This window comes from Caulobacter sp. GW821-FHT12A07, from assembly GCF_058807655.1.
This window is the reverse complement of record NZ_JBXAQX010000004.1, coordinates 362,033-382,156: the sequence shown is the minus strand read 5'-3', so window position 1 is coordinate 382,156 and position 20,124 is coordinate 362,033. Positions and strand designations below refer to the sequence as shown.

General features: G+C 68.5%; 30 protein-coding genes. 20 read left to right on the top strand and 10 right to left on the bottom strand.

Annotated features, from left to right (window positions below; genetic code table 11):
• Window positions 1-101: 101 nt before the first annotated feature.
• The 10 genes from AC1RRS_RS11330 to AC1RRS_RS11285 all read left to right on the top strand — a co-directional run bounded on the left by AC1RRS_RS11330 (window position 102) and on the right by AC1RRS_RS11285 (window position 6,697).
• The gene (locus AC1RRS_RS11330; protein WP_198577627.1) at window positions 102-1,211 is read left to right on the top strand and encodes an S-(hydroxymethyl)glutathione dehydrogenase/class III alcohol dehydrogenase; all 1,110 of its coding nucleotides are present in this window, start codon (window positions 102-104) and stop codon (window positions 1,209-1,211) included.
• A 159-nt stretch (window positions 1,212-1,370) separates the two neighbouring features.
• Window positions 1,371-2,219, top strand: coding sequence for an S-formylglutathione hydrolase (gene fghA, locus AC1RRS_RS11325; protein WP_492855243.1), 849 nt, complete (start codon window positions 1,371-1,373; stop codon window positions 2,217-2,219).
• Window positions 2,220-2,230: 11 nt separating this feature from the next.
• Window positions 2,231-2,515: a hypothetical protein gene (locus tag AC1RRS_RS11320; protein WP_492855242.1), complete on the top strand. Its 285-nt coding sequence runs from the start codon at window positions 2,231-2,233 to the stop codon at window positions 2,513-2,515.
• 124 nt (window positions 2,516-2,639) lie between these two features.
• Window positions 2,640-3,029 (top strand): hypothetical protein, encoded by a 390-nt coding sequence (locus AC1RRS_RS11315; RefSeq protein WP_487287884.1) that lies wholly within the window; start codon window positions 2,640-2,642, stop codon window positions 3,027-3,029.
• Between the two features lie 57 nt (window positions 3,030-3,086).
• Window positions 3,087-3,506, top strand: coding sequence for an ExbD/TolR family protein (locus AC1RRS_RS11310; RefSeq protein ID WP_492855241.1), 420 nt, complete (start codon window positions 3,087-3,089; stop codon window positions 3,504-3,506).
• Window positions 3,506-3,919, top strand: a complete 414-nt coding sequence (locus AC1RRS_RS11305) for an ExbD/TolR family protein (RefSeq protein ID WP_492855240.1) — start codon at window positions 3,506-3,508, stop codon at window positions 3,917-3,919. Before AC1RRS_RS11310 ends, AC1RRS_RS11305 begins: the two co-directional genes overlap by 1 nt.
• A gap of 184 nt (window positions 3,920-4,103) precedes the next feature.
• A complete protein-coding gene (gene rpsD, locus AC1RRS_RS11300; protein WP_110121502.1) occupies window positions 4,104-4,721 on the top strand; it encodes a 30S ribosomal protein S4 in 618 nt (205 codons plus the stop codon).
• A gap of 406 nt (window positions 4,722-5,127) precedes the next feature.
• Window positions 5,128-5,484 carry a TFIIB-type zinc ribbon-containing protein gene (locus AC1RRS_RS11295; protein WP_492855239.1) on the top strand — a complete coding sequence of 119 codons (357 nt, stop codon included), beginning with the start codon at window positions 5,128-5,130 and terminating at the stop codon, window positions 5,482-5,484.
• 18 nt (window positions 5,485-5,502) lie between these two features.
• Window positions 5,503-6,435 carry a zinc metalloprotease HtpX gene (gene htpX, locus AC1RRS_RS11290; protein ID WP_492855238.1) on the top strand — a complete coding sequence of 311 codons (933 nt, stop codon included), beginning with the start codon at window positions 5,503-5,505 and terminating at the stop codon, window positions 6,433-6,435.
• A 61-nt stretch (window positions 6,436-6,496) separates the two neighbouring features.
• A complete protein-coding gene (locus AC1RRS_RS11285) occupies window positions 6,497-6,697 on the top strand; it encodes a hypothetical protein (RefSeq protein WP_492855237.1) in 201 nt (66 codons plus the stop codon).
• Here AC1RRS_RS11285 and AC1RRS_RS11280 read toward each other — a convergent pair.
• From AC1RRS_RS11280 to AC1RRS_RS11270, 3 genes are all read right to left on the bottom strand, one after another.
• Complete coding sequence (locus AC1RRS_RS11280) at window positions 6,694-7,074, bottom strand: VOC family protein (protein WP_492855236.1); 381 nt, start codon at window positions 7,072-7,074, stop codon at window positions 6,694-6,696. The two genes, AC1RRS_RS11285 and AC1RRS_RS11280, sit on opposite strands and share 4 nt — an antisense overlap.
• 28 nt (window positions 7,075-7,102) lie before the next feature.
• Window positions 7,103-7,528, bottom strand: a complete 426-nt coding sequence (locus AC1RRS_RS11275; RefSeq protein WP_492855235.1) for a hypothetical protein — start codon at window positions 7,526-7,528, stop codon at window positions 7,103-7,105.
• A 116-nt stretch (window positions 7,529-7,644) separates the two neighbouring features.
• On the bottom strand, window positions 7,645-8,127 hold the full coding sequence (locus tag AC1RRS_RS11270; RefSeq protein ID WP_110121498.1) for an Lrp/AsnC family transcriptional regulator: 483 nt from the start codon (window positions 8,125-8,127) through the stop codon (window positions 7,645-7,647).
• Window positions 8,128-8,211: 84 nt separating this feature from the next.
• Here AC1RRS_RS11270 and AC1RRS_RS11265 point away from each other — a divergent pair, with 84 nt between their 5' ends.
• Window positions 8,212-9,126, top strand: a complete 915-nt coding sequence (locus tag AC1RRS_RS11265; RefSeq protein ID WP_492855234.1) for an EamA family transporter — start codon at window positions 8,212-8,214, stop codon at window positions 9,124-9,126.
• Here the strand turns inward: AC1RRS_RS11265 and AC1RRS_RS11260 are convergent.
• A complete protein-coding gene (locus AC1RRS_RS11260) occupies window positions 9,123-10,259 on the bottom strand; it encodes a serine hydrolase domain-containing protein (RefSeq protein WP_492855233.1) in 1,137 nt (378 codons plus the stop codon). The two genes, AC1RRS_RS11265 and AC1RRS_RS11260, sit on opposite strands and share 4 nt — an antisense overlap.
• A 53-nt stretch (window positions 10,260-10,312) precedes the next feature.
• On the opposite strand from AC1RRS_RS11260, the gene AC1RRS_RS11255 reads away from it, so the two are divergent.
• Window positions 10,313-10,684, top strand: coding sequence for a hypothetical protein (locus AC1RRS_RS11255; protein WP_492855232.1), 372 nt, complete (start codon window positions 10,313-10,315; stop codon window positions 10,682-10,684).
• 171 nt (window positions 10,685-10,855) lie between these two features.
• Here the strand turns inward: AC1RRS_RS11255 and AC1RRS_RS11250 are convergent, their stop codons facing one another.
• Genes AC1RRS_RS11250 through AC1RRS_RS11235 form a run of 4 tightly spaced genes read right to left on the bottom strand, consistent with a single transcriptional unit; the run spans window position 10,856 to window position 12,799 of the window.
• A complete protein-coding gene (locus tag AC1RRS_RS11250; protein ID WP_492855231.1) occupies window positions 10,856-11,275 on the bottom strand; it encodes an acyl-CoA thioesterase in 420 nt (139 codons plus the stop codon).
• Window positions 11,272-11,613 (bottom strand): Grx4 family monothiol glutaredoxin, encoded by a 342-nt coding sequence (gene grxD, locus AC1RRS_RS11245; RefSeq protein ID WP_492855230.1) that lies wholly within the window; start codon window positions 11,611-11,613, stop codon window positions 11,272-11,274. The genes AC1RRS_RS11250 and grxD overlap by 4 nt, the downstream gene beginning before the upstream one ends.
• Before the next feature lie 53 nt (window positions 11,614-11,666).
• Window positions 11,667-12,557, bottom strand: a complete 891-nt coding sequence (locus AC1RRS_RS11240; RefSeq protein ID WP_492855229.1) for an aldo-keto reductase family protein — start codon at window positions 12,555-12,557, stop codon at window positions 11,667-11,669.
• 5 nt (window positions 12,558-12,562) lie between these two features.
• Window positions 12,563-12,799 carry a BolA/IbaG family iron-sulfur metabolism protein gene (locus AC1RRS_RS11235; RefSeq protein ID WP_487287870.1) on the bottom strand — a complete coding sequence of 79 codons (237 nt, stop codon included), beginning with the start codon at window positions 12,797-12,799 and terminating at the stop codon, window positions 12,563-12,565.
• Window positions 12,800-13,049: 250 nt separating this feature from the next.
• Between AC1RRS_RS11235 and AC1RRS_RS11230 the strand changes: the two genes are divergently transcribed.
• The 5 genes from AC1RRS_RS11230 to dmeF all read left to right on the top strand — a co-directional run bounded on the left by AC1RRS_RS11230 (window position 13,050) and on the right by dmeF (window position 16,780).
• Complete coding sequence (locus AC1RRS_RS11230) at window positions 13,050-13,619, top strand: hypothetical protein (RefSeq protein WP_492855228.1); 570 nt, start codon at window positions 13,050-13,052, stop codon at window positions 13,617-13,619.
• A complete protein-coding gene (locus AC1RRS_RS11225) occupies window positions 13,616-14,338 on the top strand; it encodes a hypothetical protein (protein ID WP_492855227.1) in 723 nt (240 codons plus the stop codon). Before AC1RRS_RS11230 ends, AC1RRS_RS11225 begins: the two co-directional genes overlap by 4 nt.
• Before the next feature lie 117 nt (window positions 14,339-14,455).
• Entirely contained in the window at window positions 14,456-15,394 is a 939-nt protein-coding gene (locus tag AC1RRS_RS11220; protein WP_492855226.1) for a M20/M25/M40 family metallo-hydrolase, read from the top strand.
• Window positions 15,395-15,551: 157 nt separating this feature from the next.
• Window positions 15,552-15,827: a metal/formaldehyde-sensitive transcriptional repressor gene (locus tag AC1RRS_RS11215; RefSeq protein WP_487287865.1), complete on the top strand. Its 276-nt coding sequence runs from the start codon at window positions 15,552-15,554 to the stop codon at window positions 15,825-15,827.
• An 8-nt stretch (window positions 15,828-15,835) separates the two neighbouring features.
• Entirely contained in the window at window positions 15,836-16,780 is a 945-nt protein-coding gene (gene dmeF, locus AC1RRS_RS11210; protein WP_492855225.1) for a CDF family Co(II)/Ni(II) efflux transporter DmeF, read from the top strand.
• 173 nt (window positions 16,781-16,953) lie between these two features.
• On the opposite strand, the gene AC1RRS_RS11205 is transcribed toward dmeF, so the two are convergent.
• Complete coding sequence (locus AC1RRS_RS11205; protein ID WP_487287863.1) at window positions 16,954-17,145, bottom strand: hypothetical protein; 192 nt, start codon at window positions 17,143-17,145, stop codon at window positions 16,954-16,956.
• Between the two features lie 72 nt (window positions 17,146-17,217).
• The gene (locus AC1RRS_RS11200; protein WP_492855224.1) at window positions 17,218-18,027 is read right to left on the bottom strand and encodes an SDR family NAD(P)-dependent oxidoreductase; all 810 of its coding nucleotides are present in this window, start codon (window positions 18,025-18,027) and stop codon (window positions 17,218-17,220) included.
• Between the two features lie 126 nt (window positions 18,028-18,153).
• On the opposite strand from AC1RRS_RS11200, the gene AC1RRS_RS11195 reads away from it, so the two are divergent.
• The 3 genes from AC1RRS_RS11195 (at window position 18,154) to AC1RRS_RS11185 (ending at window position 19,961) form a co-directional block, all read left to right on the top strand.
• Window positions 18,154-18,648 carry a winged helix-turn-helix transcriptional regulator gene (locus AC1RRS_RS11195; RefSeq protein WP_492855223.1) on the top strand — a complete coding sequence of 165 codons (495 nt, stop codon included), beginning with the start codon at window positions 18,154-18,156 and terminating at the stop codon, window positions 18,646-18,648.
• Window positions 18,649-18,689: 41 nt separating this feature from the next.
• Window positions 18,690-19,106: a hypothetical protein gene (locus AC1RRS_RS11190; protein WP_492855221.1), complete on the top strand. Its 417-nt coding sequence runs from the start codon at window positions 18,690-18,692 to the stop codon at window positions 19,104-19,106.
• A gap of 90 nt (window positions 19,107-19,196) precedes the next feature.
• Window positions 19,197-19,961 carry a hypothetical protein gene (locus AC1RRS_RS11185; protein ID WP_492855220.1) on the top strand — a complete coding sequence of 255 codons (765 nt, stop codon included), beginning with the start codon at window positions 19,197-19,199 and terminating at the stop codon, window positions 19,959-19,961.
• Window positions 19,962-20,124: the final 163 nt, after the last annotated feature.

Here is a 20,124-nt window from a genome sequence, read left to right as displayed (position 1 = left end):
CTTATTGTCCCTTCATGGCAACAATGTTTTGCATCAATTGGGATTATCGAACCCCTCGCATCGGCGTACCACAGGCGCTCAAGTTCGATCGGAGCCCTACGATGAAGACCCGCGCCGCCGTCGCTTTCGAAGCCAAGAAGCCGCTGGAGATCGTCGAGGTCGACCTCGAAGGGCCCAAGGCCGGCGAAGTCCTGATCGAGATCAAGGCCACCGGCGTCTGCCACACCGACGCCTACACCCTGGACGGCCTGGACTCCGAAGGTCTGTTCCCATCGATCCTGGGCCACGAGGGCGCGGGCGTGGTGGTCGAGGTCGGCGCCGGCGTCACCAGCCTGGCGGTCGGCGACCACGTGATCCCGCTCTACACGCCCGAATGCCGCCAGTGCAAAAGCTGCCTCTCGGGCAAGACCAACCTCTGCACGGCCATCCGCGCGACCCAGGGCAAGGGGCTGATGCCGGACGGCACCAGCCGCTTCTCCTACAAGGGCCAGACCATCCACCACTACATGGGCTGCTCGACCTTCTCGAACTACACCGTGCTGCCCGAGATCGCCGTGGCCCGCATCCGCAAGGACGCCCCGTTCAAGACCGCCTGCTACTGCGGCTGCGGCGTGACGACGGGCGTCGGCGCGGTGACCAACACCGCCAAGGTCGAGCCGGGCGCCAACGCCATCGTCTTCGGTCTGGGCGGCATCGGCCTCAACGTCATCCAGGGCCTGAAGCTGGTGGGCGCCAACATGATCGTCGGCGTCGATCTGAACCCGGACCGCGAGGAATGGGGCCGCAAGTTCGGCATGACCCACTTCGTGAACCCCAAGGACGTCTCGGGCGATCTGGTCGCGCACCTGGTGGCCCTGACCGACGGCGGCGCCGACTACACCTTCGACGCCACCGGCAACACCACGGTCATGCGCCAGGCGCTCGAGGCCTGCCACCGCGGCTGGGGCGAGAGCATCATCATCGGCGTGGCCGAGGCGGGGAAAGAGATCGCCACCCGTCCGTTCCAGCTGGTCACCGGCCGGGTCTGGAAGGGCACGGCCTTCGGCGGCGCCCGCGGCCGCACCGACACGCCCAAGATCGTCGACTGGTACATGGACGGGAAGATCCAGATCGACCCGATGATCACCCACGTCCTGCCGCTGGAGCGCATCAACGAGGCCTTCGACCTGATGCATGCGGGCGAGAGCATCCGCACCGTGGTGACGTTCTAGTCTCTTAAGCTCCACCCCTCCCCCTTGATGGGGGAGGGGCAGGGGTGGGGGTGACGCCCCCGCTTCAGGATTTGGTGCGGTCGTGGTGAAGTCCGCCGCCGCAGTTCACCCCCATCCCCGACCCTTCCCCCATCAAGGGGGAAGGGGGAGACGCGCGCCATGACCGTCGAAATCCTCGCCACCCACCGCACCCAGGGCGGGACCCTGCGCTACTGCCGGCACGACAGCGCCAGCACGGGCACGCCGATGAAGTTCAGCGTCTGGGTTCCTGCCAAAGACAGCAAGGGCGGGGAGGGGCCGTTCCCCTATCTCGTCTGGCTGTCGGGCCTGACCTGCACCGAGGACAACTTCACCACCAAGGCCGGGGCCTATGCCTGGGCGGCGAAGCACGGGATCGCCATCGTCGCGCCCGACACCAGCCCGCGCGGGGAAGGCGTCGCCGACGATCCGGCCTATGACCTGGGGCAGGGCGCGGGCTTCTATGTCGACGCCACGCAGGCTCCGTGGGCGCCGCACTTCAGCATGTATTCCTATGTCACCAGGGACCTGCTGGAGGCCGTCGACGGCGCCTTCCCGCTGGATCCGGCCCGGCGCGGGATCTTCGGCCACTCGATGGGCGGCCACGGCGCCCTGACGATCGCCCTGCGCAACCCGCAGCTCTTCAAGTCGGTCAGCGCGTTTTCGCCGATCGTCTCGCCGCTGAACTGCCCGTGGGGCGACAAGGCGTTGAGCGCCTATCTCGGCCCCGACCGCGCCGCGTGGCGGGCCCACGACGCCTGCGCCCTGATCGAGGACGGCTTTGGCGAAACCTTCGATGAGATCCTGGTCGACCAGGGCCTGGCCGACAATTTCCTGGAAAACCAGCTGAAGCCGCAGCTGCTGGAAGAGGCCGGCGCCGAGGCCCGGCTGAAGGTCACCGTCCGCCGCCAGGAAGGCTACGACCACAGCTACTTCTTCATCGCGACGTTCATCGGCGACCACATCGACTGGCACGCGGCGCGGCTGTAGCTTCGCCGTCGATGGATGTCGGCGAGCATATCGAACGGGTGGCGCGGGCGCGCTCGGGCCTTGTCTGGCGCGACGTCGTGCTGGCTGTCCTCGCCGTCACCGGTTTCGCCGTTCCGGCCTTGTTGGCGGTTCTGCGAATGCGATCGGCGGGTACGCCGCTCACCTCGGTCGAGTGGATATCGCTCGGGGTGATGCTGCTGGCGCCGGCCGCGGTCTTCCTGGCGGCCTATGCGCTGTGGCGACGGGGGCGTCGTCGCCGGCCCGCGGCGTCGAAGCCGCCCGTGGTGCTGGACTAGCGCCCGAGCCGCCACCTGCCCGCCACACCACCCGGTTGTGAACTTTCGGTAATTCATCCCGGGTTCAGCCGCCGAACGCTCCTCTCCGCCAAGGCCAAGTTCGGCCGCTGAGGGGTTCAAGAACATGCAGAAGAAACTGGCCGTCCTGGCCCTGGTGATGGCCGCGGGCCTGTCGACCTCGGCCTGCGTCATCATCGACGCCGACCACGGCGGCAAGCGCGACGTCACCGTGAAGATCAACGACAGCGACGACCTGGAGTCGATCTACGCCGTCGGTCTGGAGAAGGGCGAGCTGGTGGCCCGGGTGTCGTCGAACGGCTGCACCAAGGCCGAGGACTTCAAGGTCGAGGCCAACCGCCGCGACTCCGTCGTCGCCATCACCCTGGTCCGCGAGCGTCCGGACCTCTGCCGGGCCCTGGTGCCCGAGGGCAAGGACGTGCGCTTCGACCTCGACGGCCTGGGCGTGCAGCGCAACGACCGCATCCGCGTGCGCAACCCGCTGCAGCGGCCGTAAATTACGCTTGTCAGTCTTCCGCCGCCGCGCCACTCTCGTTTCGAGGGAGAGGCGCGGATGGCCCAGAGGCTGGCGGGACGGTTCGCGGGCGAGCCGCTGAAGGCGATGAACCTGGCGCCGATGATCGGCGTGCTGCTGGCCGTGTTCGTGGTCGTGGCGACCTCGGTCCTGAATCTCGAGAAGGGCGTCAATATCGACGCCCCGGTGTGCAACATGGGGCCGCCGCCAGGTGTCGACTGGCCGCAGGGCGTCTACATCTCTATCCAGCGCGACGGCCGGGCCTATGTGGGGGCGATGCGGATGGCCAGTTCGGACGCCGCCGTGGCCGACGCTGCCCGGGAGGCGCGGGAGCATGGTCTCAGGGTCGTGACGATCCGCGCCGATGCGGACGTTCGTTACGACGCCGTCGCCGCCGTGGTGCGGGGCCTGGACGCGGCCGGGCTCAAGGCGGGCTTCATCAACGAGGAGATCCACTGATGGCGCGGCTGGCGGGGCGGCGGTCCGGCGCGCCGATGGCGGCCGTCGATCTGACGCCGCTGGTCGGGGTGCTGCTGGCCCTGGTCGCGGGCGTGACCGCCCTGACCCTGGCGGGACGGCCGGACCGTCAGCTGCGGCTGGACATTCCAGCCGCGCTTCCGCCGGCGATGGATGCGGGTCCACGCGAGGGAACCTACGTATCCATCCATGACGGCCGCTGGTTCGTCGGCGACCAGGCCGTACCGCGCGAACAGTTCGCCGACGCGCTGCACGAGACGTCCCAGGCGGCCGGCTGGTCGCTGGTCGAGGTGCGGGCCGACCCCGACACGCCTTACGCCGAGGTGTTCGAAGTGATCCGCGCGGTCGAAGAGGCTGGGTTGCGGCCTCGCCTGCTTAACGAGGACATCCGTTAAAGCCTGGGGGACCGGCCCAGAACCGCGCCCGCCGTTGACTCCCCGTCGCCTCTCCGTCATAAACCGCGCCTTCACGCCGCCGGCTCGCCGCGCGGTGCGAGCTTCATGACGGAATGACCCGACGCCGCCGTTGCAATCGCCCTCCCTAGGGAGGACCGGCCCGGATCGATATAAAGAGTGACCTATGTCCAAGCGCCATAGCGCCAAGTACAAGATCGATCGCCGTATGGGCGAGAACCTCTGGGGCCGGCCCAAGTCGCCGGTCAACCAGCGGTCCTACGGCCCGGGCCAGCACGGCCAGCGTCGCAAGAGCAAGGTGTCGGACTTCGGTCTGCAGCTGCGCGCCAAGCAAAAGCTGAAGGGCTACTACGGTAACCTGACCGAGAAGCAATTCTCGCGCACCTACGAGGAAGCCGCCCGCCGCAAGGGCAACACCTCGGAAAACCTGATCGCGCTGCTCGAGTCGCGTCTGGACGCCATCGTCTACCGCGCCAAGTTCGTGCCGACCGTGTTCGCCGCCCGCCAGTTCGTGAACCACGGCCACGTGACCGTGAACGGCAAGCGCGTGAACATCGCTTCGTACCGCTGCAAGCCGGGCGACGTGATCGCGGTCCGCGAAAAGTCGCGCAACATGGCTCTCGTGCTCGAAGCCGTCGCCTCGAACGAGCGTGACTTCGCCGAGTACGTCTCGGTCGACGCCAAGGGCCTGTCGGCCACCTTCGTCCGCGCTCCGGAACTGTCGGAAGTTCCGTACCCGGTGAAGATGGAACCGAACCTCGTCGTCGAATTCTACGCTTCGTAAGACGCGTCGAACTGGCAAGAGATCGGAAAAGGCCCCGGAGCGATCCGGGGCCTTTTTTGTTTTGGAACCTCCCCTCGTGGGGGAGGCGGCCGAAGGCCGGTGGGGGGACGTTTTCAGCTTCCTGGGCGTTGGCGGATCTCGCACTAACTCCCCCCTCCGATCGCTACGCGATCGCCTCCCCCATAGGGGGAGGTTCCTCATGCTGCCCCCCTTGAAACCCCAAAACCCCTCCCTATCTCCAATGAGCGGGCCGGGCCCCTCTGGCGCAGCGTTGTGGGACACAACGCGCGTGATGTCGGACCGCATCGGGTGTTCTCGATGTCTGGGTCCGGGTTTCCCTCCCCCCTCGTGCCGGACCTGACGTCGGGAACACCCGTCCACTCTTGGAACAGGGACCCGACCGACCATGCCCCTTCTGATGTGCCCCAACTGCGACGGCTCCATGCAGGCCGTGCAACGCGCCGGCGTCGAGTTCGACATGTGCCCCAAGTGCCGGGGCGTGTGGCTCGATCGCGGCGAGCTGGAAAAGCTGATGGCTCTCGAGCGCGAGGATGCGCAGGGCGCGCCCGCGCCGCAGCCGTCGCCCTTCAACCGCGCCCAGCCGACCTATGAACAGCGCCCCGAGCCGCGTCGCTACGACGACGCCTGGCGGGGCGACCACAAGCGCCACGACGGCCACAAGCGCTACGACCATGACGACGACCATCGCCGTCACGGCCATCACAAGAAGAAGCGCTTCGACCTCTTCGACATCTTCGACTGATCCACACCCTCAAAGGCCATGAACCACTTCAAGACCTTCGCCCTGCTCGCCGGCCTGACGGCCCTGTTCGTCGGGGCCGGCTACATGATCGGCGGCGCGACCGGCATGCTGATCGCCTTCGTGCTGGCCGCCGGCATGAACGTCTTCTCCTACTGGAACGCCGACAAGATCGTGTTGCGGGCCTATGGCGCGGTCGAGGTCGACGAGAGCCATCCCGAGCCGCTGGTGCGAAACTACGCCCGCGACGTTCGCGACCTGGCTCAGCGCGCGGGTCTGCCCATGCCGCGCGTCTGCATCATCGACAGCGACCAGCCCAACGCCTTCGCCACCGGCCGCAATCCTGAAAACGCCGCCGTGGCCGCAACCACGGGCCTGCTGGCCATGCTCGACCGCGACGAGATCCGCGGTGTGATGGCCCACGAACTGGCCCACGTGAAGAACCGCGACACCCTGACCATGACCGTGACGGCGACCATCGCCGGCGCGATCTCGGCCCTGGCCAACTTCGCCTTCTTCTTCGGCGGCTCGCGGGAGGACGACGAGCGTCCGGGCGGGATCATCGGGGCCATCGCCCTGGCGATCCTGGCGCCGATCGCCGCCATGCTGGTGCAGATGGCCATCAGCCGCTCGCGCGAATACGAGGCCGACCGGGTCGGCGCCGAGATCGCCGGCGACAACCGGGGTCTGGCCCGCGCTCTGGAGAAGATCGACGCCTATGCGCGCGGCGGCGTGGTCAACCACGAGGCCGAGCGCAATCCGGCCACGGCCCACATGTTCATCATCAACCCGCTGGCCGGGCGCGGCGCCGACAACCTGTTCTCGACCCACCCGGCCACCCGCAACCGGATCGAGGCCCTGCTGAAGCTGGCGATCGGGCAGGGGACGCGTCAGCGCCTGGAGACGGCCGTGCCGACCAGCGCGCCCAACCGCAAGCCGGGGCCGTGGAGCTGACAAGCCGATACTTGCCTGAGACCCGCGTGCCCGCTTAGGCTACGGCTCGAGCGGGGGCGCCATGCGGGTTCTTAGGTTCATTCTGCAGACTTGTGGCTGGCTCGCGCTGATATTCGGCGCGGGGGTGCTGGTCGTGTTTGCGGTGAACGGCGTCGTCGGCGCCGACAGCACCTACAAAACGCCGGTGATACGCGCCGTATCGTTCATCGCCGGAGCGGTCGGGGTCGTCGCGTTGCAGTGGAGTTGGGCCAGGCGCTCCTAGCCGTGCTGCGACAGCGACAGCAGGTTGCCGTCCGGATCCTTGAACCAGGCGACCTTGTCGCCGCCGGGCGCGGTCCAGACGCCGTCGGGCCGCTGGTCGTCGCCGAAGAAGGGATAGCGCTCGAACGCCACGCCCTTGGCGGCCAGGTCAGCGACCGCCGCCTCGATGTCGTCGACCCGCCAGCCGAACACGGTGTAGGGCGCTAAGACCGGCTCCGGCGGCGTGGTGATGCGCACGAAGATCGGCCCGGCCCGCAGCACCAGGGCGAACTCATCCTGGCTGACGAAGGTCAGACCCAGCACGCCCTCGTAGAAGGCGCGCGCTTTCCCGACGTCGCTGACCGCTAGAAAGCCCATCGGGGCGGCGTCGCCGAGCATGCGGGATCCCTTGGTCAGGCGTCCGGGCTCACTGCGAGGGGAACGGCGGCGGCGGGACGTACACGCCGAGCGTGAACGCCGAGCCCGCATAGTTGGGGTAGGTGATGGTCTGGTAGGCGGGATACGACATGCCCGGGAAGGGAGCCGCCGGCCCCGCGGGCGGCAGGCGGATCGGCATCGCCACCCAGTCGTCCCACGCCAGGCAGGTGCCCCTGATGTCGGCGCTGTCGGCGCGGCAGCTGAAGCCGTCGGCGGTCTGGCGGCATTTGTCGAGGGTGACGGCGGGCTTGTAGCAGGTGCCCTTGCGCGTGGCCTTGGCCTGGGCTTCGGCGGTGGCCGCGGCCATGGCGTCTTCCTTGGTCGAGGCCTGGGCCCAGTGCCAGGTGCTGGCGGCCGCGCCGCCGACCGTGGCGAGCGACAGGGCCAGGCCGATCGCGATGACGTGCGCCTTCATGAGTTCGCCTCCCGACATTTGTTGCATTGATTTCGACATCCATCCGACGTCGTCGTCAACAACCTTTGCGGATGCAGTTTGGTCGCATTCCACCTTTGGGATGTTTTTGGCGGCTCTCACTCCACCAGCGGCGCGCGCGACGGATCCAGCCGTACGATCTCGCGGATGCCGACCAGGGTGATGAACGAGCGCACCCGGCGGTCGTCGTTGAGCACCTCGTGGGTGAAGGCCTCGTAGGCCTCCATTGTCGGCACGGTGACGGTCAGCAGGAAGTCGGTGCTGCCGGTCACGTGCCAGGCGCTGAGCACCTCCTTGCGGGCCGCCACCCCGGCGGCGAAGGCGTTGAAGAGGGCGCTGCCCTCGCGCTCCATCTCCACCAGCACATGCATGGTCAGGCCCGCGTTCAGCCGGGCCGGATCGACGATGGCCACGTCAGCGACGATCACGCCTTCCTTGCGCAGCCGCCGCAGGCGGCGCAGCACGGCGCTTTCCGACAGGCCGACCTTCTGCGCCAGGCTGCGGGCCGGCTCGAGGTTGTCGCGGCGGACCAGTTCCAGAAGCTTGCGGTCGAAATTGTCGAGGGTGACGGATTTCGTCATTCGGGCCTCCGATATCGCCTGTTTCAGGCGGTATACGACGAATTTCGGCGAGAAGCGTCGAGGATCGACGCCTATTTTCCGGGCATGTCCTCCGTCGCCCTCCGCCGTCCCGCGCTCGACGCGCTGCTGCCCTATGCCGCCCTGTTCGGGGGCATGGTGACGCTGGCCGGCGGCACCTCGTTCGCCAAGAGCCTGTTCCCGCTGGTCGGGGCGCAGGGCACGAGCGCCTATCGCGTCGGCTTCGCGGCCCTGCTGCTGCTGGTCCTGTGGCGGCCCTGGCGCTTTCCGCTGAGCCGGCGCGACGTCATGGGCGTCGTCTTCTACGGCGCGGCCACCGGGGTGATGAACCTCAGCTTCTACATGGCCCTGCGCACCATCCCGCTGGGCGTGGCCCTGGCCATCGAGTTCATGGGGCCGCTGACCCTGTCGCTGCTGCACGCGCGCAAGCCCAGCCACTTCCTGTGCATCGGCCTGGCCGCCTTCGGCCTGATGCTGCTCTTGCCGTTGAAGCTGGGCGGGCCTGCGCTCGACCCGGTTGGCGTCGCCTTCGCCCTGGCCGCGGCCGTCTGCTGGGCGCTCTACATCGTCGCCGGCAAGCGCCTTGGCCACCTGCACGGCGGCCGCTCGGTGGCGCTGGGCATGAGCGTGGCGGCCCTGATCGTCGTGCCGTTCGGCGTCGCCGGGGCAGGCGCGGCCCTGCTCGACCCGCGCCTGATGCTGCTGGGCCTGGTGGTCGCCGTCTGCTCCAGCGCCGTGCCCTATTCGCTGGAGATGATCGCCCTCAAGCGCATCCCCAAGCGCACCTTCGGCGTCATGCTCAGCGTCGAGCCGGCGATCGGCGCCCTGGCCGGTCTCTTCGTGCTGGCCGAGCACCTGTCGCTGCAGCAGTGGGCCGCCATCGCCTGCATCGTCGCCGCCTCGGCCGGCGCGATCCTGACCACCACGCCCGAAAGCGCGGTGGTCGACGACGCCGAGGCGCTGGAGCGGCCGGGCGCTTAAGGCGCTTCGACTGGCAGCAGCCGGGTGTATTCCCAGCCCCACGGCAGGCCTGTCTCGCCCAGGGCCGCCTTGACGATCGACGGGATGATCCGCTGGCCGTCGCCGGCGTTGGTCAGCACGACCACGCAACGACGGCGCTTCTCGACACAGACCAGCATGTTGTCGGTGATGTCGTTGTGGCCGCCCTTGAAGAAGGCGTGGCCCTGCGGCCCGTCGAAGGTGACGACGCCCACGCCCGCCGCCAGCTTGATCCTGGCGTTGTCGGGGTTCTTGTCCTCGGTGAAGGGCGGGAACTGATAGGCGGCCGGGATCGCCAGGCTGCCGCGCGAGAACTCGGCGCGGGCCTTCTTCGACAGGCCCCAGCCGCCGGCGATGGCCGCCGCCAGCTTGCCCATGTCGTCGATCGTGGTGTCGAGCGAGCCGGCCGCCTTGACGCTGGAGCGGTCGTCGTGGCCCTCCCACTTGCCGTCGGCCTGGCGTCCGTCGGCCAGGTCGGTCGCGAAGTCGTCGCGCCAGACCATGCCCGAGCGGCTCATGCCCAGCGGCTTGAACAGGCGACGGTCCATGTCCTCGCCGACCTTCAGGCCCAGGCCCTGCTCGATGACGAACTGCATCAGGTTGAGGCCCTCGCCCGAATAGGCGTAGCGGCTGCCGGGCTCGAACTTGATGTCGAGTTTCTCGTCGGGGTTCAGCCAGCGGAAGTTCGGAAAGCCCGCCGAGTGGGTCAGCAGCATGCGCGGGGTGATCTTGCGCCAGCGCGGATCGCCGGCGAGGTCGGCATAGGCCTTGTAGTCGGGCAGGGGCTTCTGAAGGATCTCGGCGATCGGCTTGTCGAGGTCGAGCTTCCCCTCGTCGACCAGCATCATCACGTAATAGGCGAAGGTCGTCTTGGTCAGCGAGGCGGCGTACATCACCGTCTGCGGCGTCAGGGGATCGCCCTTCTGGTTGCGTACGCCCATCGCCGTGACGTGGACGACCTTGCCGTTCTCGATCACGGCCACGGCCACGCCGGGGATCTTGCCCACGGTCGTCAGCCGGGCGATTTCGTCATCGAGTTTCGGATTTTCGGCGCGCGCCGATCCGGCGGCCAGACACAAGCTCGCCGCCGCCCACGCCAGAGACTTTCCACGCATTTCCACAGGCCCCACAGTTGCGCGCACCCTCGCGCCGGGCGACCTTGGCGGCCATGGGTGTCTTTTTCAACCGCCGCGTGCTGCTGGCCGGGCTCTTGCTCTCAGGCTGCGCCGCCGTTCCCGCGGGGCCGCCGCGCCTGCTGCCGGCCGGGTCCGACGCGCCGGGCGAGCTGGAGCCGCTGCTGGGCGTGGGGGTCGACGCCGACGGCCTGGTCGTCCGCCTGAAGTCGGCCGGCTGCCTGCGCAAGGAAGACCTGCGCTTCTTCGTCGAGCGGAAAGGCGGCGTCCCGTCGGTGGCCTTCGCGCGTCGGCGGCTGGAGACCTGCAAGGGCGGCGGACCGGAGGCGGTCGAGGTGCGGTTCGGCTGGGGTGAGCTCGGCTTGAGCGGCGTCTCAGCGGTGCGGGTGCTGAATCCACATCCGTGACCCCTCTCCCCTTGCGGGAGAGGGTGGCCTCCCGAAGGGAGGTCGGGTGAGGGGTCTCTCAGAACTCAAAACCGCCTGCAGCGGCCAGGCCGGGTGGGAGCGTCTCACATTTGAGAGACCCCTCATCCGTCGGCTTCGCCGACACCTTCTCCCGCAAGGGGAGAAGGGTTCTCAGCCCTTCGGCGTGAAGCGCTCGATCATCCAGGGCAGCACCCGGGCCGGGCGCTTGGCGGCGATGTCGATCAGCACCCAGTCGGTGCGGCTCTGGGCGCACATTTCGCCGTCGGGGCCGTCGATGCGGACATAGCGCTCGAAGCGCGGGCCCTTCAGTTCGCCCACCCAGGTGTAGCCGGTGGCGACCTCGTGCGGCAGCAGCTCGCGGCGGTAGTCGATCTCGTGGCGGCGGGCGACCCAGCTCCAGGGAGCCCGTTCTTCTTCCGAAGCCCAGGCCTCCCAGTGCGCGATGGCGAGATCTTGAGCCCAGCCCAGATAGACCACGTTGTTGACGTGGCCGTTGGCGTCGATGTCCGACGCCTTCGGCTCGAAGGTCAGGGGATAGGCGTCAGCAGGTGGGACGAACAGTCGGCTCAAGCCGAGATCACGCCCTGGTCGATCAGCAGGGTCTTCAGCTCGCCCGACTGGAACATCTCGCGGACGATGTCGCTGCCGCCGACGAACTCGCCCTTGACGTAGAGCTGCGGGATGGTCGGCCAGTCGGTGAAGGTCTTGATGCCCTGGCGCAGCTCGTCGTCCTGCAGCACGTCGACGCCGACGAACTCGACGCCGAGGTGGTCGAGGATCTGCACGGCCACCGACGAGAAGCCGCAGCGCGGCTGGTCGGGCACGCCCTTCATGAACAGCACCACCGGGTGCTCGGCCACGGTCTTGGCGATGAATTCGATGGCGGGAGAGGCGGCGACTTCAGTCATGACGGGGAATTCCTTGGGCGTAGCCTCTCAGCTAGGCGCCGCAAGGCCCCGGGTCAAGCGCGGCGCTTGGCCCCATCGGCCTGTTCGGCCGAAAACCGCGCCATCTCGATCTGGGCGGCGCAGCCGGTCGGCAGGTCGCGCTCGGTCACCCGGGCCAGGGCTTCCAGCTTGTCGCGCTTGTGGGTGATCACCTGCACGGTGGCCAGCGACGGCTCGGTCAGGGCGTAGCCGAGGCAGAGCTCCTGGCCGGTCCAGCCGGGGGTGCTGTCGAGGAAGTCGTAGCCGCCCAGATTGGCCAGCGGGTCGGTGCGCCGCCGCCACAGCGACGGCTTCTTGAAGATCGGCCTGGCTTCGCGGTCGCGGATCGACTGGGGCCAGAAGTCCTCGCCGATCACCGCCACGTCGCGACCGAAGGCGTTGCGGACGCGGTGGCGGTCGGCCCAGCCCGAAGACAGGTTGAACGGCGCGGCCAGGGCGTCGAACACGCCGGTCGCCAGATGGCGCTCCTGGCTGTCGCCGCGGCTGGCCAGGCCCAGGGACTGGATCAGGCCCGACTGGCGCAGGCCCAGCAGGGCGGCCATGGCCGAGGGCGGGAAGGCCGAGCCCGGGTCGTCGACCGTGACCAGGTTCACATAGGACAGGCCGCAACGCTCGACGGCGAGGTCGACCGTGTCGTGCGCGGCCTGGGCGCTCAGCAGCTCGCCGCCGCTGCGCAGGCGCCAGCCCACGAACAGCAGCCGCCGCTCGATGGTGGTCAGGGACTCGCCCACGCCCTCCAGCAGGGCGTTGGACGCGCCGTGCACCTCGAAGCTGTTGATGCCGGCTTCGAGGGCCGTGAAGATCAGGTTGCGCCAGTCCTTGCCGCCCATGCGCGGATGGTCGGCCAGCCTCAGCGTGATCGCCGAGATCGCCATGCCTTCCTTGCCGAACGGACGATAGCGCAAAGGCCTTACTCCGTGGGGGCGGCGGTTTCGAGCGCCAGGGCGTGCAGCTCGCCGCCCAGCACGTCGGCCAGGGCGCGGTTGACCATCTGGTGCTGTTTGACGCGGTTGAGGCCACGGAAGGCGGGCGAGACGATGCGCGCCTTGTAGTGATCGCCGTCGCCGGCGAGGTCCGTCAGCACGATCTCGGAGTCCGGGAAGGCCGCGTTCAGGCGGGCTTCGAGCACGTCGGGCGCCATGGGCATGGGGCGGAGTCTCCGATCCTTGGAAGGGCTAGATGCCCGATAAACCTTAAGATCGCGCATATGGCGGGTATCGCGCTCAGGTGCAATCGACGCAGGGACGAGCGAGCGCCGTCGATCGCGCTTGACGATAACGCGATCTCACGCAACGATCACGCATCCGTGAATCTTACGTGAGGTGGACGTGATGCGGTGGTTGGGGGTTGTGGTCGCGGCGACGGTCGCGATGGGGCTGGGCGGGTGTTCGTTGGTCATGTCCGAAAAGCCCTGGTTCGGTCCGGGGGACGCGCGGGGCGCGCCGGAACTTCGGCGGGGGTTGTGGGTCAGGGTCGGAGAGGACGGCTGCCACGCGCCTGCGGAACTGCCGCTGTGGAAATGGTCAAATTGCGAGATCTCGCTGATCCGCGAGGGCGAGCATCTAAGCCTCCGCCGTCAAGACCAGGACTGGAACTGGCAGTCGTCACCCCTGCTTCTGGCTGGGCGCGATCCGATGATCCTGCAACTGCACGAGAATGGGGAAATCGCCTTCTACGTCTATGCCGGAGCTGAGACGGCCGGTTCGGACGCCGAGGGGCGGGTGACCGTTCTGCGCTGGTGGCCGCTCTCCTGCGTGGACGACGATCAGCCGGAGGGCACCGATGGAAGGCACCCGATCTGGCCCGGTCTGAAATGGCGGGATGGGGAGAGCGCCTGCGACGCTGAAAGCCTGCAGGGCCTTCTCGCGGCGGCCAAGGCGAACAAGCCTTCCGGAACAGAGCCCGTGAACACATGGCGCTGGGTTCGTGAACCTCGGCCCGACGACTTCGCCGAGGTGCGCCGATGATCGCCGCAGGTTTGCGTGAAAGGCTTAGACGGCTGGGCCTGATGGTCGCGGCTGCGGCGGCGATGGGGCTTGGCGGATGCACGCCGATGGCCACGCGAGAGCCGGTGTTTGGGCTCGCCGACGTCGCCGGCGCGCCGCGCTTGCGGGATGGGCTATGGGTCTCGCAGGAGGAGAATTGCCGGTTTCGCGGCGAGCGTTCCCTGGGGCGGTGGCCTTCCTGCGCCAGGGACAACGCCATCCTGGTGCGCGGCGGCGAGATCCTGCAGTTGAGCCTTGATATCGACCAGGAAGGTCGGCCCGTCAGGCCCGCCGCCTATAGTTGGCTTGTCCTGCCTCACCTCATCGTGGGCGGGACGCCTCCGATCCTGCAACTGCATCTCGTGGACGGTGCGCCGTCGGGGCCGGGAACGCTGGCCGACATCGCCCAGCCGTCCGAGGTCGAAGGCGCATACGAATATCTGGCCTTCGAGGTCGTCGAGCGCGATCCGGGCGATGGCGACGTCAAGGCGTTGCGGATGTGGATGGTTCTCTGCGGGCCGGAGGGCGACGCCGAGCCGGCTTGGCCCGGGGTGCGTGTGATTGAGGAATCCGGCTGCGCCGTCGACGGACCAGAAGCGGTCCGCGAGGCCGCCCGCCGTAGCTTCCGCGACGGCCACGTCGTGGACTATCGCTGGATCCGCGAGGCGGGGCTGAGCGATTTTGCGGGAGGCGGTCGATGATCGCCGCCCCGCGTCGGTCGCCGTTGGTTGCGTGATCCGGCGCCGGATGATCAAACCTTCGACGAGCCCGCCGCTTCGGCGTCCGGGCGAGCCGAAGACAAGTAACCGAGAGCCTCGATGCGTCCGTTTTTAGCCGCCGCTCCGGCGTTCGCCCTGGCCGCCGTTCTCGCCGGCCTCGCCGCGCCCGCCCTGGCCGGTCCGGACGATCTGGCGCTGGACGACGTCAGGATCCTGTCGGCCGACGCCATGCAGGGGCGGGCGGTGGGCTCGCCCGGCTCGCAGCTGGCGCGCACCTATATCCTCGAGCGCTTCAAGGGCGTCGGCCTGGCGCCGATCGGCGAGGGCTTCGAGCGGCCGTTCCGCTTCAAGCGTAAGGACGGCGTGACGGTCACCGGCGTCAATCTCGTCGCCCGGATCAAGGGAACGGAGAGCGGCGGCAAGGCGCTGCTGGTCACTGCCCACTACGATCATATCGGGGTCAGGAACGGCCAGATCTACAACGGCGCCGACGACAACGCCTCGGGCGTGGCGGGCCTGCTGGCCGTGGCCGAGGCGTTCAAGGAAAAGCCGCCCAGGCACGACGTGCTGATCGTCGCCCTCGACGCCGAGGAGAGCGGCCTGCGCGGCGCCAAGGCCTTCGCCGCCGAGCCTTCGGTCCCGCTGGCGAGCATCAGCCTGATGGTGAACTTCGACATGCTGAGCAAGAACGCCAAGGGCGAGCTCTACGTCTCCGGATCCTCGCCGCAGCCGTTCCTCAAGCCCATTCTCGACGACGTCGCCAGGACCGCGCCGGTGACCCTCAAGCAGGGCCACGACACCGACGCCCAGGGCAAGGACAACAACTGGACCTTCCAGTCCGACCAGGGCGCCTTCGCGCAGAAGGGCGTGCCGTGGGTCTATTTCGGCGTCGAGGACCACCCAGAATACCACCAGCCCACCGACGACTTCGAAACCATCCCCCAAGCCTTTTTCAAGGGCTCGGTGGCGACGGTGGTCCAGGCCACCCGGGCGTTCGACGAGCGGCTGGGGGAGATCGTGAAGGCCTCGGGGCGCTGATCCCCTCACCGTAAAATCCCCGCGAAAGCGGGGACCCAGGCTTTTTCTGAAACCCACGGCGCTCGACGATAAAACACCTGGGTCCCCGCTTTCGCGGGGATTTTACGGAGAAGAGCGGGGTTCACGCGACTGGTTATATACTATAGGGGGGTATGATATGGCTCACCTCTCCACCGACAACGACGCCCTGCTCAAGCGCGTGCGCCGCATCGCCGGCCAGGTCGCGGCGATCGAGCGCGCGATCGCCGACGACCACGACTGCGCCAAGACCCTGCATCTGGTCGCCGCCACCCGCGGGGCGCTGAACGGGCTGCTGGACGAGATCGTCGAGGCCCACCTGCGCGAGCACGTGGCCGCCCCGGGGCTCACCGACGCCGAGCGCGAAAAGGGCGCGGCCGAGGTGATCGAGGCCTTCCGCCGCTATTCCAAATGAGACCCGACATGACCGCCGCTTCGACCGCTGGGCCGCAACAGCACGACCATGTCTTCCTGGCCGCCGACCACGACGCCAACGCCCGCCGCACCCTGTGGGTGGTGGCGCTGACCGCCGTGATGATGGTGGTCGAGATCCTGGCCGGCTGGTGGACCGGCTCGATGGCCCTGTTGGCCGACGGCTTCCACATGGCCACCCACGCCGGCGCCCTGGCCGTGGCGGCCGCCGCCTACGCCTATGCCCGCAAGCACGCCACGAGCGCCCGCTACAGCTTCGGCACCGGCAAGGTCGGCGACCTGTCGGGCTTCGCCTCGGCCCTGGTGCTGGCGGTGATCGCCATCGGCGTCGGCGTGGAGTCGGTGCGCCGCCTGTTCGAGCCGTCGTCGATCGCCTTCATGGAGGCCATCGTCATCGCGGTGGTCGGCCTGCTGGTGAACCTGGCCAGCGCCGCCCTGCTGTCGGGCGGACATCACCACGGCCATCACCATGGTCACGACCACCACCACGGTCATGACCACGCGCACCACGACCATGCTCATCATGGGCGCGGCCATGACAACAACCTGCGCTCGGCCTACATGCACGTGCTGGCCGACGCCCTGACCTCGGTGCTGGCCATCGTCGCCCTGGTCGCCGGCCGTCAGTTCGGCTGGACCTGGCTGGACCCGATCATGGGCGTGGTCGGGGCGGTGGTCATCGGTCGCTGGGCCATCGGCCTCATGCGCGACACCGCCGCCGTCCTGCTCGACACCACCGACGACCACGTGGCCGAAGAGGTGCGCGAGCTGGTAGAAGGTCCCGGCGACGCCCGAATCCTGGACCTGCACGTCTGGAAAGTCGGCCCCCAGGCCCACGCCGCCATCGTCAGCGTGGCGGGTTTGTCCGCCGAGGCCGTGCGCGGTCGGCTGGTCCCGGTGCACGAGTTGCGGCACCTGACGGTGGAGGCTTCCTAGCAGCGTCCCTCTCCCCCTGCGGGAGAGGGTGGCCTCCCGCAGGGAGGTCGGGTGAGGGGTCTCTCAGAAGCAAGACGCCGCGGCAGCCGATCAGCCGCCGCGGCGTTTTTCGTGGGTGCGACCCCTCATCCGTCGACTTCGTCGACACCTTCTCCCGCAAGGGGAGAAGGGGATCAGTCCACCTCGTCGTTGGCCGCCTCGACCTCGACGCCGAACACCTCGTCGATGACCTCCATGATCTCTTCGAGATCGTCGAGGGTCACCCGCACGCGCAGGGTCTGGTCGTCGTCGGCGGTGAGCGTCAGGAAGATGCCGTGCTCGGACTCCTCCAGGATGAACTCGTCGAGATTGGCGATGACGGACATGGCGCGCCTCCCTGCTTGCGAAGGGGGAGCGGACGGCGGCGGCTTTCGTTCCGGGCCGCCGCCGTCCAGGGCTCAGGCCTGTTCGGGAACCCGGTAGCGGGCCGCCGGCCGGTCGCGCGACAGGTTCGGCGCCAGGTTCAGGCGAGCGCCGTCATAGGCGGCGAAGTCGGCGGCGTCGGGCAGGGAGGGGATGGTCACCAGCTCGCCCTGGTCGAAGCCCGCCAGGGCCGCGTCCACCAGGTCGCCGACCTCCATCAGGGTCGAGGGATCCAGCGCGTCGGCGCCGCCGCTGCCCGAGCGGTCCCAGATCTCGGTGCGGGTGGCGCCGGGCAGCACGGCCTGCAGCTTCACGCTCTCCGGCAACTGGCTGCGCAGGCCTTGGGTGAAGTAGGTCACATAGGCTTTGGTCGCGCCGTAGACCGGCGAGCGGAACTCCGGCAGCAGGCCGACAACCGACGAGATGTTGACGATCGCGCCGCGATCGCGGGCCTTGAAGGCGCCGGCCGCGGCGTGGGCCAGGCGGGTCACCGACACCACGTTTAGCTGGATCAGGTTGTCGATCTTGTCGAGGTCCTGGTCGACGAAGTCGCCGGCCAGGGCCGCGCCGGCGTTGTTGATCAGGAGGTCGATGGACGCATCGTCGCGCAGCCGGGCCTCGACGCGGGCCAGGTCGGTGGCGTTCGTCAGGTCGGCCTGGATGACATCGACCTTGACGCCGGTCTGCGCCTTCAGGCGTTCGGCCAGGTCGGCGAGGCGCTTGGCGTCGCGGGCGACCAGCACCAGGTTGTGGCCGCGCCTGGCGAGGCGGTCGGCATAGGTGGCGCCGATGCCGGTGGAGGCGCCCGTCACCAGGGCCGCGCCGGGAAACTGTTGCTTGCTCATGGTCTCTATCCCCTCGGGATGGTTGTCGCCTCGGCGCTCGGCCCGGCGTGACTTGCAGATGGCAAGTGACTTTCGAATTGCAAGTGACCGGCTTTCATTTTGCTAGCCAGGCCCTATCTTTCGTCCATGACCACGCGCGCCTTCGATCCCGGACAGTGCCCCGTCGGCCGCACGCTGGAGCGCGTCGGCGACGTCTGGAGCCTCATGATCCTGCGGGACGCCTTCCACGGCCTCACCCGTTTCGACGCGTTCGAAAAGAGCCTCGGGGTCGCGCCGAACATTCTGACCAAGCGTCTCGGGGCGCTTGTAGAATCCGGCTTTCTCGAGCGGCGGCCCTACCAGGATCGGCCGGTGCGCCACGAATATGTGCTGACGCAGATGGGCCGCGACTTCGGTCCGGTGCTGACGGCGCTGCTGGCCTTCGGCAACCGCCATCTCGCCAAGGAGGGGATCGCCAGCTGCCTGGTCGATCGCGAGACGGGAGCGACGGCCGAGCCGGTGGTGGTCGACGCCCGCAGCGGCAAGCCGATCGACGGGGCGGACTTCGCCTACGCCGCCGGCCCGGCCGCGGGCGAGGCGGTGCTCGCACGCCTGGCGCTGATCGCGGGCGGCGGCCGCTAGGGGCGGTTGTCCGATCCGGCGCGAGGCGGCATGCTGCAACCATGAGTGGGGCGAAAGACGCGGAAAAGGCGCGAGAGGCCAAGGCGACGGCGGGCTTCCTGGCGGGGGCCGCCGGGGTGATCGTGGCCGTGTTCCTCATGGTCAACTGGCAGACGGTCTACCTCGTCTTCGCGCTGATCTTTTCCGACAAGCGTCCGGCCCTGCTGCGGGACGCCGACTGGGACGATCCGGCCTCTGCCGTCCGGTTTCGCGCCCGCTTCGCGGCGGGAACGCCCGAGCGGGCCCTGGTGACCTGGCTGGAGAAGAACCGGTTCGCCATCGACGCCCGAGCGCGCAAGGCGCAGCGGCCGGTCGAGGGCCTGCCCTGCAACGAGGACATAGCCGTCGAGTGGTCCGTCGACGCTCAGGCGCGCCTGACGCGGGCCGACGCCGTGGTGCATCAGATCGCCTGCCTTTGATCGTCCTTGGGTCGCGTTAATCTAGAAAGCTATTCTGGATTGTGCGCATCTCTTTCCCGACGCAATCGACGCCGTCGGGGAGGCACGATCATGGACACCATCACCGCCAAGAGCGCCAACGGCGCGACCGATCCGGCCCCGGTCTCGGCCTTGGCCGAGGATGTCGCCGCGCCGCCCGTGACCGCCGAGCCCGAGGCTCAGTCCGAGCCCCTGACGGCGGCCGCGTCTTCGAGCGGTCCGGAGGTGAAGCTCAACTTCGTCAACCGCTCCAACGGCGGCCCCGGAACCCAGGTGCTGGTGTTCGGCAAGCCGGTGACCCCGGCCGCCGACGAGGCCTCGTCCGCCTGGCTGGTCATCCAGAACTGCGCGCCGGGCTGGAGCCATCCCTTCGTCTGGCCGGCGGCGGTGACGATCGGGGTGATCGACGCCTGGGGCAACGTCTCGCCGCAGCTGGCGATCGAGAACGGCCAGGTGGCCACGGTGACCAGCACGCCCTCGGGCGAGAGCCTGCAGCTCACCGACCAGACCACCTCGCCCGAGGCCTTCGGGGTGATCAACCAGCTGTCCCAGGGCTCGGTCGGGGTCACGGTGTTCCGGGCCGGCAAGCCCTATGTCCAGACCCGCGCTCTCTTTCCCGGCAGCCAGGTGATCTTCACCTTCAAGCCGACGATCTGGATCGGCGCGGTCTCGCAGGTGCGCGAGGGCGAGCCGCTGACCAGCTCCGTCGTCCAGCAGGTCAACACCGAGATCAACCTGATCGGCATGGCCGGCGCCGACATCGTCATGACCGGCGGCGGCGAGGGTCCCGACGCCAAGCCGTTCGTGTTCTCGCTGGAGAACGTGACCTACGCTTAGTTTCTAGTCTCCCGTCATTCCCGCCCTTGTGGCGGGAACCCCTGGTTCCGCTGACACGTGAGGCGCCAGCGGCGTGCGGAGCACGCCGCCACTACTGCCCTTGCGACTGATGGAGGGTTTCCCGCCACAAGGGCGGGAATGACGGGAAGAGGGCGAGCGGGCC